The following is a 13,337-nucleotide window of genomic DNA, read 5'->3' as shown; positions in this document are numbered from 1 at the left end:
CGATACACTCACTTGATAGAATGAAGCCCATTTTTTCTGTTTAGTAGCAAATGAATCTGGAGGAATGATACCTTGATTGGTTTTAAACATATCGTAAAAGAATTTTATCAAAAGAAAAAGAAAATAACCGCTCTAAATGATGTTTCTCTAGAAGTTCAGAAAGGCGATATATTCGGGATTATTGGCTATAGTGGAGCGGGTAAAAGTACATTAATTCGGTTGGTAAATGGCTTAGAAAATCCGACTTCTGGACAAATTATCGTAGATGGCAAGGATATTCAAACATTAAGTCCAAATGAGAAAATTGTAAATAAGAAAAAGATTAGTATGATCTTTCAACATTTTAATTTACTTGAGTCAAAAAATGTTTTTGACAATGTCGCTTTGCCATTAAAATTACGGAATGAAAGTAAAGAAGAAATCGATAGAAAAGTGAAGGAAATGCTTTCATTTGTAGGCTTAGAAGATAAAGATAAAAACTATTCGAATCAACTTTCTGGAGGTCAGAAACAACGCGTTGGAATTGCGCGTGCACTGATCACAAATCCTGAAATTTTATTATGTGATGAGGCAACCTCTGCACTTGATCCTAAAACGACAAAATCAATTTTAGCATTGTTAAAACGAATCAATGAACAGTTTAATATAACCATTCTATTAATTACACATGAGATGGAAGTTATTCGGGATCTTTGTAATAAAGTAGCTGTGATGGAAAATGGTCAATTAATCGAATCAGGAAATGTTATTCAAGTGTTCGGTCAACCGAACGAACCGACTACTAAAGATTTTGTAGAAACGGTTATTCCGAATAAAATTCCAAATGATTTATTGGATTTTTATCAAAAAAATCAACATACGTATACGTTATTACGGCTAAAGTTTTTAGGAGAAAACACGGCTAGTTCGTTATTATATCAACTAAATAAACGTTTCAATCATGTAGAAAGCAATATTGTCTTTGCCAATGTTACAGAACTAGAGGGAACTACTTTAGGCATCTTTACTATCGCTTTTTCTGCAAATGAGTCAATCATCCAAGAAATTAAAGCATTTATTAAAGAATTTAATGTCATCGTAGAGGATGTGAAAATATGAATCGGATTTCCCCTGATATTATTTGGCAGGCCGTGATCGAAACCATTTATATGGTTTCTGTATCATTATTAATTGGAACGTTATTAGGGTTACCACTTGCACTATTTCTAGTACTTACAAGGCCGAATGGTATTAAAGAAAATAAAATTGTTTATTTCATCTTAAATTCAATTATTAATATTATTCGTTCATTACCGTTTATTATTTTGCTCGTAGCGATCGTTCCGTTCACACGTTTAATTGTTGGAAAAACATATGGTACAGAGGCAGCGATTGTTCCGCTAATTATTTATATTGCGCCATTTATTGCACGATTAGTGGAAACTTCGCTACTAGAAGTTAATCCTGGAATAATCGAACTAGCAAAATCATTAGGTGCAAAGCCTTTACAAATTGTACGACATTTTTTAATCCCTGAAGCACTTGCTTCTATTATATTAACGCTAACAACCGCAACAATTGGGTTGATTGGCGCAACCGCGATGGCTGGTACAGTTGGGGGCGGTGGTATAGGGAATTTAGCCATATCATACGGTTATCAACGTTTTAATACATTTGTCATTGTTTTAACTGTCGTTATTTTAATTTTTATTGTGCAACTTATTCAAACGCTCGGCAGTTATTTAGCAAAAAAAATTAGACATCAATAAAAAAGGGGTCTTATGTTTATGAAAAAGTATATTTCAGCATTTCTTCTATTATCGCTTGCCATTTTTTTAGTAGCTTGCGGAAATTCAGATTCTGATTCAAGCTCATCAGATAACAAAAAAACAATTAAAGTTGGCACGTCACCTGGGCCTTATAGTGAATTATTTTTAAAAGCCGTAAAGCCAATTTTAGAAGATAAAGGATATAAAGTAGAAGACACAGAATTTACAGATTTGCGACAAGCTGATGTTGCATTAGCAGATGGTGGCATAGATTTAAACGTGGACCAACATACAGCTTATATGAACAATTTCAATAAGGAAAGTGGCTCATCCCTTGTTTCTTTATCAGCTGTTCCAACAGTACCAGCAGCTTTATTCCCTGGTAAAAAGAAATCATTAGATGACGTTAAAAAAGGCGACGTAATTGGTATTCCACAAGATCCATCAAATGCAGCTCGTGCATATGCAATTCTACAAAAAGCAGGTTGGATAAAAATTAAAGAAGGTATAGATCCAATTCAAGTAACAGCACAAGATATCGTTGAAAATAAATATGAGTTAGAAATTAAAGAAATGGAATCGGCTCAAATCCCACGTACATTAGAAGACTTGGATTATGGTGTAATCCCAGGAAGTATCGTATATTCTTCAGGAATTGATGCGAAAAAAGCAATATTGCAAGAAGATGTTGTGAAAAATTACGAATTAGTAGCAGTAATAGCTGAAAAAAATAAAGATACCGATTGGGCAAAAGCAGTAAAAGACGCCTATAATTCTCAAGAGTTTAAAAAGTACATGGATGACAATAACAAAGATAACTATTGGTTTATCCCTAAAAATGATTAATCCTAGAGTAATCAGTATTTATTGCTAGAAATTCTCTAGTGCTAAAAGATTTTGTATAAAAAATTGATATGCCCATCGTTTCTTTTAAGATGCTTTACCTAGAGGAATCTATTTTGATTAATTATTGTCAAAATGGATTCTTCTTTTTGTTTTAAAATAAACAAAAGGCATCTACGTTTACAAATAAATGAACTTATTGTATATTGTTTATTAAATGATAAACACAGAGAGGTTTTGTTTATGAATATAAGTGAATTGACAATAGAGGAATTATCGAAGGGATATGTAAATACAGGTGATGGCTATGAATGTATCTTTTGTAAAGAAATATTTGATGTCGAAGAAGTGTTCAAAATAGATAATCGATTTTTTACGGCTAAAAAAGCTATACAACTCCATATCGAGAATGAACATATCTCTGTGTTTGAAGCGTTACTTCAATTAGATAAGAAGTATACAGGGCTATCAGATATCCAAACCGAATTGCTGATGCTATTCGCAACAGGGGCACCAGATAAGGAAATTGTTAATAGCACTTCTGCAAATAGCATTTCAACAATTCGACAGCATCGATTTAAATTAAAAGAAAAAGAAAAACAAGCAAAAGTTTTTCTGGCAATTCTGCAGGCTCTAGAAACAACCAAAGTATACGAACCAATTCATAAGGGGGCGACACAGGTGGATGAGCGTTATGCGATTACAGTAGATGAGAAAGAAAAAGTACTAGCGACGTATTTTAAAAATGGCTTAGATGGTCCTATTGAAAGTTTTCCAAGTAAGGAAAAACGAAAAATAATTTTACTGCAACACATTGTAACGAAGTTTGAGGTAGGGCATAAATATAACGAAAAAGAAGTGAATGCGATTTTAAAGCCTATTTTTAGTGATTATGTATCAATTAGAAGATACTTAATTGAATATGGATTCCTAGATCGAAGTGACGATTGTACAACGTATTGGGTGAAATAAGTTTAAAATGAACGAGCATAGGTAATTTCTAGTACTCGAATATTTCCATAAATCACATTAGTTGTTGCAATTTTTTATATTAACTATACTTACGTTGTAGCTATATAGAAAGGGTGATTGGATGAGTAAGAACTTTATTATATTTGGAGCAAGCCAAGGATTAGGTGATGCATTTGTAAAGGGTTTACCAACAAAAGGGGATACAGTATGGGTGGTGTCACGCACACGACCAAGTAGTTTAGATATAAATGATGGCGTAAATCGTAAATGGCTGGCTATTGATTTATCTAGTCAACAACATATTCCTGCTTTAAAAGAAGCTTTAAAAGGCGTTGCTATGGATGTATTAATTTACAATGTTGGAGTATGGGAAAAGCATGGTTTTGAAGATGACTATACGTTTGATAACGATGAAGTTGGGGATATAGCAAACTTAATTAATATTAATTTAACTTCCACAATTACATATATTCAGGCGCTATTACCTAATTTAAGACAGGCGGAAAATGGAAAAATAATTTTAATTGGATCGACAGCAGGTTTAGATCATACGAATAATGCGCAAGTTTCGTTTGTGACATCTAAATTCGGCTTACGAGGCATTACAAATGCTTTACGCGAGCATGTGAGAAAAGATAAGATCACTGTAACGTGTATTAATCCAGGAGAACTTGCTGCTGAAGTACCTTTTGAAGAAGGGGCTGAAAAAGCAATTAAGTTGTATGAAGGTACACGTATTCCTGTACAAGATATTGTAGCCATTGTCCAATGTATTATTAATTTATCACCAGTTTCCTGTGTGAAGGAAATAAATATTCCTGCTATTACAGATATGAATGTATAATCCAGTATAAAAAACGGCTCACATGTTGAACGATTCTGTTCAATATGTGAGCTTTTTAAAATGGTATTTATTTCACAATTATTTTCTTTGAGTTTTACATATCAATATAATTTATAACATTTCGATTCATTGAATAAAAGTTGCAGCACGGAGTTCTTCTGTTCTGATTGAGTCTTGAATGATAGGAGCTCGTAATGTTGTTTAGTACGAGGATTACTACTTACGACGTGCAAACGCAACTCATTTGATTGTAAATGAGCTCGAGCAAAATTCTTTGCCTACTGCAATAACAGCTTTCCAACTCTTTTGCTTCTATTTTCCGGATGAACAGAAATGTCTGTAATATAACATTCTCTAGCATGTGGTTTATATTCTAATAAATTTAACTTCTTTCAGCATAATTGATCCCGATTAGCTTTAATTTTTATCACTTTTTTCGGGAATTAGAATTTCTAACTCAAGAATATTACTATTAGTAAAAATGCCGCTTGAGAGCTCCATTATATAGATAGGGGTATTTTTCTTGTCGATAATGGATAATATTTGTTCCTCAAATTCATCATCAGATTCACCTAAAATAAATATAGAACTATATTTACCTTCATTCATGATGAAATCAGCTTTATGTTCTGTTTTTATACACATATGATACTCATCTTCTTCAAAAACATAAATAATATCATTATAAAAAAATTGCTTTGATAATTGTAATGTTAAAAAATCTTTGGCTGATAAAGTTTCATTAGTTTTTAAAGTGATTATTTTTTCTAAATGACTTTTTTTTAAGTATTTTGTTGAATTTACTTTTTTGTTTGTAATATTTACATAATGGTTATCAATTGCCTTTTTAATCTTTTGTAGCTTGTTTATTTCGTCTGAAAGTTCTTTTGATTTCGCTCTTAATAAACTCACATAATCATTTTTTTCATACGTAGTTAAAACCTCTTTAATTTGTGCGATTGAAAGATTTAAGTTTCTCAACATTAATATTTGAGCAAGTTGATAAATTTCCTTAAGAGAATATTTTCGATACCTATTATTATCCGTGTAGGATGGAAATAAGAGCTCTTTCTCTTCGTAATATCGTATTTGATGATGACTGATATCAAATATTTTAGCCAATTGATTTATTGTAATTGTTTCATCCATAATATCCCTCTTCTCTAAATAAATATAAACTCTAGGGCTAGCCTAATGTCAAACAATAAACCTAAGATAAAACTTTAAACAATTATCACTGATAATGAAAGGAATGGATATAAGAATTTGTAGGTATAAATTCCATGTAATAAAGCTAACGGATTTGCGCTGTGTGGGTTTTAGCATCTACCAATGAATAATTGGGCAAATGAATTGAGAGGTGGGCACAAACAAAAGTTGGTTTGACATTAGGTCAACCCTATAGTTTATAGTGATGATGTATTAAGAAGGGAGCAATAAAAAAAAAATGTATAGGTTCTGGTAAATAATGGATTAATCAATCCTTCATATAGATATAAAAAGTCTATTATATCTATAAAAAGGATGTCGTAATTTGACTATTGGTCAATAGATTAAGTTATTAATAGTGTACATAAGGAGGAACATTTATGACCGAACAGTTACAATCTAAACGGATTGAAGGGTTAGATTTCGCTCGAGCATTGGCTATGTTTGGGATGCTTATAGTTAACTTTAAAATTATTATGGGAGCGGCAGGAAATGGGCCGGATTGGCTTATATGGTTTACTGGACTTTTTGAAGGAAGAGCGTCTGCTACTTTTGTTACGTTGGCCGGTATCGGAGTTGCTTTGATGACAAGAAAAGCTAGAAATGGCGGTGAGCTTTCTTATATTAAAGAAAATAGGGTGAAATTATGGAAACGTTCCGCTTTTCTCTTTATTCTAGGTTTACTTTTATATGTTGCAGATTGGACTGGAGATATCCTCCATTATTATGGAGTTTATATGCTGATTGCATCATTTCTTATCGTGGCCTCTACAAAGTTCATGATCCTAATATCTAGTCTTTTTTTAATAACATCGCAAATCTTACAAGTGACAATGAATTTTTTGAAAGGATGGCATCCTGAACAACCATTTATGGAATATCTCGATTTTTGGACGATTGAAGGTTTTCTAAGAAATCTTTTGTTTAATGGGTATCATCCAGTATTCCCTTGGATATGTTTCTTTTTACTTGGAATGATCCTTGGCAGACTTGATTTATCGGAGAAAACTGTAAGAAACAAAATGTTGTTTATTTCTATAATTTTACTCATAACAATAGAGATACTTTCAAAAGTATTAATGCGCCTATCTCTATCGGTGTTAGATGTAAATAGTGCAGAATTCTTGTTTCAAACAGGGCCAATTCCACCAAACATTTTATATATGTTATCAAATTCCGCTTCTGCGATAATTGTCATCGTTGCTTCTATTTATATCGTAGAAAAGTTTGCTGGACATTGGTTGATAAAATCATTTATTCAAACAGGACAATTAACTTTAACGCATTATGTAAGCCATGTATTCATCGGCGTTGGCATATTGGCTTTATTAAATAGGTTAGAAAACCAAACGTTAGCATTTTCATTATTATTTACAATATTGTTTTTCGTAGCGAGTATTTTCTTTTCTGTTTTATGGAGAAATAGATTTAAAAGAGGGCCGATTGAATGGGTTATGAGAAAAATGACAAATTAATATTGTAATAGTGGAAGTGAATTTCCGTAACATAAGGGGAGATTATAAAAGCGTTCCTGTAAAAAGTGTGGTTTTGAAATAAAGTTTGATAAAATGGTTTGTAAAAAATGTTTCTTTTGTTCAGTAATGGGTCATTTAATTGAATACCAATGAAACCAATATAAACGTACATTATGCGAACAAAATCAGAGGAGAGGAGTTTGTAGTTGATGAGTGATTTGAGTAACGAAAAAATACCAAAACAAGCGATGCAAGCATTAAAAATCGTAGAGGAGTTGCTTGGAAGTTCGATAGTCGGGGTATATCTATTTGGTTCTGCAGTAAATGGTGGCTTACGCATTAACAGTGATGTAGATGTCCTAGTGGTCGTGAATCATAGTTTACCTGAAGTAACTCGAAAAAAACTAACAGACAGACTAATCCTTATATCTGGAAAGATAGGAAATAAAGATTCTGTGAGACCACTTGAAGTCACGGTTATAAACTATAGCGATGTTGTACCTTGGCTATATCCACCAAAAAATGAATTTACCTATGGAGAGTGGCTCAGGAGTGAGTTTGAGAAAGGACAAATTCAGGAACCAACCTATGACCCTGATTTGGCTATTGTTTTATCACAAGCGAGAAAGAATAACATTACTCTATTTGGTCCTGACGCTTCAGATATACTAGACCCCGTTCCAATGACAGATATTCGAAGAGCGATTAAGGAGTCTTTGCCAGGGTTGATTGAGGGCATCGAAGGTGATGAGCGTAATGTAATTTTAACTCTGGCTCGAATGTGGCAGACAGTGTCTATCGGTGAAATTTCTCCAAAAGATGTTGCTGCAAAATGGGCTTTACCTCGGTTGCCCAAAGAATATTCGACTTTACTCGACTTAGCCAGAAAAGCCTATCGAGGAGAATATGTTGATAAGTGGGAAGGACTGGATTCCGAGGTGACAGTACTCGTTAATCATATGAAAAACTCTATAGAATCTTGTCTTAGTCAGACCCAGTAAAAGTGATAACAATACAATGGAAATTTTGCACACATTTTCTGAACCATATATCATTAATGAGATATTATAGAGTCCTCAAACGGAAATAAAGGGAAAGTTGTTTTAATGAACTGTAATTTTATTCCGTTGAAGAGCGCGTTTGTTGAAGATCAACAGTAGAAAATAATTAAACTTTTTTATAAAAATTGAACTATACTTCACAAAGAAAGAATCCGTTTTGATCAAACTTTTTTTCAAAACGGATTCTTTTTGTTTATCGTAAAATGTGGGCTTGGGAGGTGCCTTTAATCAAACTTTATTCCAAACCTACAATGAGCAGGGATGCTCTTTTTGAGAATTAGTGGGAAATATTCAATCTAATAACCAATCATGAGATTCATCGGCAAAACTCTGAAGGTAATTCATGAATAAGCCTGCATGATAACCATCACAAACAGCGTGGTGCATTTGTAAAGAAATAGGAAGATAAATAGCATTTTCCTTCTGCACAAATTTACCTGCAGTGATAATCGGTAAGAGATAATTACCTCCATTATTGATGTTGAGATTAAAACCAGTAAATGAACTCCATGGAATCATGGAAATGTGGAAAATGTTTTCTGGAATAGGGGATTTAGGAAATAAACTTATCCTACCGTTATATTTCTTTAAATCACTTTCATAATTCTGATGGAACTGTTTAAAATTATCCGATGCTTCTGTCCAAATGCTCGAAAATGTCTCTGATTCCTCATTAAAAATCGTATAACTTGGATTTAATTTTTCCCAATAACCTAATTCACCTTGGCTATTAAAACACGTTCTAAATGCAATATTAGTGTTGACAGCTTTTGTCACCATATATATGAATGTTGGATAAAACTTAAAATTATTTTCTTTTATGTTTTTATACAGAATGCTAATATCTATTTCTGACGTCATACTAAATGTTGTTTGTTGGGTAATATAATGCTCAAAATACTCGTGTCGATGCCAGCTCTTTCGATCAATTTTATTGAAATTCATTATTATTTGCCTCCTAAATATTATTACTTTTTATTTAGGAGGCTATTTTCACTGCTTTTTTCATTCATTACACCCTTTATATGAAATTGTCTGATAAAAAATTATATCCAATTTTTTGTTACTCAACATTTAAATCCTTATTATATAGTAAAGAGGGCTTTCAAGGACAGCCACTAAATGAACATTAATATTAACGAACAGTCCAATACCACTTAATAGCATCTTTTTCAACGTTTTTAACAAAATCGTCTTTCCCGTCGCAATAGCCATCAATATCATTTGGATACTGCTTGGCAAGTTGGCTCTTTATTTCTCCATACTGCCTACAAACTTCGGGATGCTCTCGAAGGTAATCCCTAAATGCTAAATGTCTTTCTATTTCTTCAATGTTGTTATATTGAAAAGCGTGAATTTGATGTGTGCGATGATCGCCACCTTTACGGAAATATCTTCTTCCAGTTATCCCGAATTCGCCCTTAACTTCGTATCCAATCTCTTGAAATTGTTCGGAAAATGAATCCAATTTATGAATATCATTGACGACTAGTAAAATATCAATAATTGGTTTTGCTTTTAGACCTGGAACTGATGTACTTCCAATATGAAAACTATTCACCAATTCTTCTTGAAGGATAGCCCTAATAGAACGTTCCTCTTTCTGATAGTCGCTGCTCCAATTGTGGTTATAATCTACAACTTTTATAATTCTCATTCAATACACCTCATTCTTTATTTTCATGATACTTTACAAATTTTATGCATTATTACAGAATATAAAAAATCTAATGCATTGTCAATGATGCTGTTTGAAAACAAAAAATGTTTTAATTTTCTCTTCAAAGCAGGAGATTCGTTTTTTCGTGCTGTTAAAATGAGCGATGAAGAGTTTATGGCAACTCTTCACCACTTCTAAAGGGGAGGAAAGCAACGCTCAATTTTTATTTTTGTGTTGCTTTAATTAATTCTAAATATTGAGAATCCCCTAAACCATATTGAGGGAAGAGGTGCAGTAAGTTTCGAACGATTTCATGGTGAGATAGATGTTGATGTGTTTGAATATATTTTGTAATTTCGTTGTCGTTTTGCAAAAGTTCTAAATACAATTTGATTCCTTGATACATAACCGGCATCAATTCTACATCTGGCATACGGTGTTCTACTAACACTGCTTTATATATTTCATAATAGCTGCCTAATGTTATTTCAGTTTCTTTCACATCATATGTTTGCTCTCTCACCGCATGATAGTAAATAGTGCCTTTGAATGATGTTTGTTCTAAATAAGCTAACACGGTTATTAAATTCATCTGACAAAACATATCTTCACCAAACCAAAGAACGATACATTGATATTCTTTTGAAAATAAGGTCTTTTCAAGTGGTGTAACTGTAATAGCTTCGTAATCCGCAAGTGAGACTTGATGGCCTGTTGCTCGAATTTGTTTAAATGAGTCGCTAAAAATTTTTTTAACGCTGTCGTGTACACACATCGCTTCATTAAAAGGTGCGTAATCGCTTTTTCCCATTAATTGTTGAGAATTGAATTCTTCGTACATCATTTGTCCATTTAAAATATTCAATACTTCGTGATCAAAATGTTTATCCACATGCTTTTGTAAATCTTCAATTCTTAATTTTTTTGAAATGTCCATATAATAACCCCTCGCTTCATTCATAGTGAGTTTTACATATGTTTGCAATGGTTCAGGACACAAACGAAAGGCATTGGGACTAACTCCAAATATCTCCTTGAAAGCTCGGGAAAATGCTTCTTGGGACGAGTAGCCATGTTTGATCGCTATTTCAATGATCCTTTCATCTGTTTCACTAAGACTGATTGAAGAAAGATAGGTTTTTCTAAGGGTCATATATCGTTTGATGCTAATGCCTGTTATTTGATGAAATTTAAAGGAACAGTAATAAGAAGAATAGCCCATTGCTTCACTTAGTTTTATTAGGGAAAACCCCTCAAACAGATGCTCTTCAATCCAATCAATCATATCTTGAATCATATTGTTCATCATGCATCACTCCTGGTTTTAATTATAGTGAAGAATTAAAAGGGGTTTTGATATTCGTTGTGCTTTTGAATGAATCGAACTGGATTCAACGATAAGGTATGTATGGTTCATCACCATAACGTAGGGTTGATTTCTGTTCCCAATACATGCATTAATGTTTTCTTTTATTATCTCAAAATGCTAGTTAGGATTTTAAAAGTTATGGGGAAATATGGTGAAGAAATTTATTGTTTGCCAACCTTCAACTAATTTGAAAGGCTTCTTTTGTTTATCTTTTTAGTATACTCTCTAGGTGATTTCTTCCCAACCCTTGTTTCAATGGAGATGTTTATTAATTTCCTTTTTGTAAATTGAATTATTTTTTGTCCATAAGAGATTTAGAATGAAATTGGATGATTGGAAAATAAATTAAAAATAAAACATATGATATGTCTAGGTGCCATGAAATTCGGTATTAAGTAAAAAGAATAAGGAGAGTAATAGGTGAAAAAAAGAAAACTGCTTATTTTTGCGATATTACTAGGATTGTTAACGCTATTTATAAGTTTTAGTCAATTTTTAAGTCCTTCTACAGAAGAAATGGGGGGAACTGAAAAGGATTTTTCATCAGATCGAGCTCTTGATTATTTAAAAGAAGTTGCAAAGGAACCGCATCCAATGGGCTCTCCTGCGAATAAAAAGGTCAGAGATTATATTGTCAAATACTTTCAAAATTTAGATGTGCCTGTTGAAATTCAATCGACGCCAGTTAAGGATGTTAAAGATGAGAAGTATGCTGCGGAATTAGGTGCAGAGACTGTTGAAAATATTATTGCGAAAATCCCGGGGACATCAGGAGATGACAATGCAATTTTATTAACAGCTCATTATGATTCTGTAACTGAGGCTCCTGGAGCGTCAGATGATGGCTACGGCGTTGTCACAATTATGGAGACAGCAAGAGCGTTAAAACAAATGCCGGCACCTAAAAACACAATCTATTTTGTGCTAACAGACGGTGAGGAGCCAGGTTTATTTGGAGCGAGGGCTTTTAAAGATCGAACGGATGTTTTGAATAAAGTAAGCGTAATGTTTAATTTCGAAGCAAGAGGAAATGCAGGGGTACCAATTTTATTTGAAACGAGTTCAAATGATTTAAAGTTAGTGCAATTGTATAAAAAGGCCGTTCCATACCCCGTAGCATACTCATTTGCTTCTGAAATGTATAAAAGAATGCCAAACGATACGGATTTTACCGAATTAAAAGTGACAAAAAAATTAGGCTATAATTTTGCGAATATGAATGGATTAGAGGCATATCATGCTGAAACAGATCGTGTGGAAAATAGTGACGAGGGAACAATTCGTCACTTTGGGAGCTATGTTTTTCCTTTAGTGAAAAAGTATATGATGATGGATGCGAAAGAGTTTCAAATCATAGAGGAAAGTAAAAGTGATGCAATTTACTTCCCATTAATGAAAAAAACATTAATCGTATACTCACAAAAGGTAGTCATCCCGTTAATGGTTGTTTTACTTATCCTAACAGCTGCAATATTTTTCTACAGCTTTAAAAAGCAAGTGATACAGATTAAGGGTTTTGCTTTAAGTTTTTTTGCGATGCTAGGTAGTCTTGTTGCCATTTTTATCTTCTATTTCCTTCTAATACGTCTTTTAACTATCGTATTTTACGGTGAAATAAATGAATATAGTATGGTTATGTTTGGTACTTATGATCCGACAATTCTTACTTTGTTAGTCTTACTCGCAGTTGTGTTCAGTTTCTTTTTTACGAAGTGGATTTCGAAAAAATACGGTACTATGAATTTCGCGATGAGTACGCAAGTTTTATGGATTGTATTGGCTGTGATAACTAGTCTTACGTTCAAAGGTGTTAGTTACGCATTTACGATTCCAGCGATCATTAGTTTGCTGTTGGTTTTACCAATCGTATTAAAATTAAATTGGGCGAAGGCTGTGTATCATTATGTAGTGGTTGCCGGATGGGTAGTCCCAAGTATTTTATTACTTGCACCAATTATGTATCTGATGTATGTTGCACTAACAATTAGTATAGCACCTCTATTAGTCATTCTAACGGCAATCATTACATTCCCAATAGTAGCAATTGTGAATTGGTTAATGGTTGATGATAATGAAGCATAGCCGAGTTTTATAAAAAAAGAGGAGAAAAGCGACTTCGTTTTTCTCCTTTACTTTGTCTGAGCAAAATCATTGAT

General features: G+C 33.0%; 12 protein-coding genes. 8 read left to right on the top strand and 4 right to left on the bottom strand.

Annotated features, from left to right (window positions below):
• Nucleotides 1-72: 72 nt before the first annotated feature.
• The 5 genes from ABH968_RS21705 (at nt 73) to ABH968_RS21685 (ending at nt 4,407) form a co-directional block, all read left to right on the top strand.
• Nucleotides 73-1,098, top strand: coding sequence for a methionine ABC transporter ATP-binding protein (locus ABH968_RS21705; protein ID WP_370047353.1), 1,026 nt, complete (start codon nt 73-75; stop codon nt 1,096-1,098).
• Entirely contained in the window at nt 1,095-1,748 is a 654-nt protein-coding gene (locus ABH968_RS21700; protein WP_370047351.1) for a methionine ABC transporter permease, read from the top strand. Before ABH968_RS21705 ends, ABH968_RS21700 begins: the two co-directional genes overlap by 4 nt.
• Before the next feature lie 18 nt (nt 1,749-1,766).
• Nucleotides 1,767-2,594: a MetQ/NlpA family ABC transporter substrate-binding protein gene (locus ABH968_RS21695; protein ID WP_370047349.1), complete on the top strand. Its 828-nt coding sequence runs from the start codon at nt 1,767-1,769 to the stop codon at nt 2,592-2,594.
• Nucleotides 2,595-2,834: 240 nt separating this feature from the next.
• Nucleotides 2,835-3,563, top strand: a complete 729-nt coding sequence (locus ABH968_RS21690) for a DUF2087 domain-containing protein (protein ID WP_370047348.1) — start codon at nt 2,835-2,837, stop codon at nt 3,561-3,563.
• 121 nt (nt 3,564-3,684) lie between these two features.
• The gene (locus tag ABH968_RS21685) at nt 3,685-4,407 is read left to right on the top strand and encodes an SDR family NAD(P)-dependent oxidoreductase (protein ID WP_370047346.1); all 723 of its coding nucleotides are present in this window, start codon (nt 3,685-3,687) and stop codon (nt 4,405-4,407) included.
• A gap of 417 nt (nt 4,408-4,824) precedes the next feature.
• On the opposite strand, the gene ABH968_RS21680 is transcribed toward ABH968_RS21685, so the two are convergent.
• Nucleotides 4,825-5,556, bottom strand: coding sequence for a helix-turn-helix domain-containing protein (locus ABH968_RS21680; RefSeq protein ID WP_370047344.1), 732 nt, complete (start codon nt 5,554-5,556; stop codon nt 4,825-4,827).
• A 440-nt stretch (nt 5,557-5,996) separates the two neighbouring features.
• Between ABH968_RS21680 and ABH968_RS21675 the strand changes: the two genes are divergently transcribed.
• Together ABH968_RS21675 and ant(9) are read left to right on the top strand one after the other, a co-directional pair.
• Nucleotides 5,997-7,091, top strand: coding sequence for a DUF418 domain-containing protein (locus ABH968_RS21675; RefSeq protein ID WP_370047342.1), 1,095 nt, complete (start codon nt 5,997-5,999; stop codon nt 7,089-7,091).
• 209 nt (nt 7,092-7,300) lie between these two features.
• A complete protein-coding gene (ant(9), locus tag ABH968_RS21670) occupies nt 7,301-8,092 on the top strand; it encodes an aminoglycoside nucleotidyltransferase ANT(9) (protein WP_370047341.1) in 792 nt (263 codons plus the stop codon).
• 351 nt (nt 8,093-8,443) lie between these two features.
• Here ant(9) and catA read toward each other — a convergent pair whose 3' ends face one another.
• From catA to ABH968_RS21655, 3 genes are all read right to left on the bottom strand, one after another.
• Complete coding sequence (catA, locus tag ABH968_RS21665) at nt 8,444-9,097, bottom strand: type A chloramphenicol O-acetyltransferase (RefSeq protein ID WP_370047340.1); 654 nt, start codon at nt 9,095-9,097, stop codon at nt 8,444-8,446.
• Nucleotides 9,098-9,287: 190 nt separating this feature from the next.
• Nucleotides 9,288-9,809 carry a GrpB family protein gene (locus ABH968_RS21660; RefSeq protein ID WP_370047338.1) on the bottom strand — a complete coding sequence of 174 codons (522 nt, stop codon included), beginning with the start codon at nt 9,807-9,809 and terminating at the stop codon, nt 9,288-9,290.
• Nucleotides 9,810-10,035: 226 nt separating this feature from the next.
• The gene (locus tag ABH968_RS21655; protein WP_370047386.1) at nt 10,036-11,118 is read right to left on the bottom strand and encodes a helix-turn-helix transcriptional regulator; all 1,083 of its coding nucleotides are present in this window, start codon (nt 11,116-11,118) and stop codon (nt 10,036-10,038) included.
• A 483-nt stretch (nt 11,119-11,601) separates the two neighbouring features.
• Between ABH968_RS21655 and ABH968_RS21650 the strand changes: the two genes are divergently transcribed.
• Entirely contained in the window at nt 11,602-13,263 is a 1,662-nt protein-coding gene (locus tag ABH968_RS21650) for a M28 family peptidase (protein ID WP_370047336.1), read from the top strand.
• The last annotated feature ends 74 nt before the right edge of the window (nt 13,264-13,337 follow it).

Source organism: Lysinibacillus sp. RC79 (assembly GCF_041262405.1).
GTDB lineage: Bacteria > Bacillota > Bacilli > Bacillales_A > Planococcaceae > Lysinibacillus.
The sequence above is the reverse complement of the archived record's forward strand: the minus strand, read 5'-3'. Positions and strand labels throughout refer to the sequence as shown.

Excerpts from the sequence above, each read along its gene's own strand:
- ABH968_RS21700 (WP_370047351.1), top strand. The coding sequence starts at position 1,095 with ATGAATCGGATTTCCCCTGATATTATTTGGCAGGCCGTGATCGAAACC.
- ABH968_RS21695 (WP_370047349.1), top strand. The coding sequence starts at position 1,767 with ATGAAAAAGTATATTTCAGCATTTCTTCTATTATCGCTTGCCATTTTT.
- ABH968_RS21690 (WP_370047348.1), top strand. The coding sequence starts at position 2,835 with ATGAATATAAGTGAATTGACAATAGAGGAATTATCGAAGGGATATGTA.
- ABH968_RS21685 (WP_370047346.1), top strand. The coding sequence starts at position 3,685 with ATGAGTAAGAACTTTATTATATTTGGAGCAAGCCAAGGATTAGGTGAT.
- ABH968_RS21680 (WP_370047344.1), bottom strand. The coding sequence starts at position 5,556 with ATGGATGAAACAATTACAATAAATCAATTGGCTAAAATATTTGATATC.
- ABH968_RS21675 (WP_370047342.1), top strand. The coding sequence starts at position 5,997 with ATGACCGAACAGTTACAATCTAAACGGATTGAAGGGTTAGATTTCGCT.
- catA (WP_370047340.1), bottom strand. The coding sequence starts at position 9,097 with ATGAATTTCAATAAAATTGATCGAAAGAGCTGGCATCGACACGAGTAT.
- ABH968_RS21660 (WP_370047338.1), bottom strand. The coding sequence starts at position 9,809 with ATGAGAATTATAAAAGTTGTAGATTATAACCACAATTGGAGCAGCGAC.
- ABH968_RS21655 (WP_370047386.1), bottom strand. The coding sequence starts at position 11,118 with ATGAACAATATGATTCAAGATATGATTGATTGGATTGAAGAGCATCTG.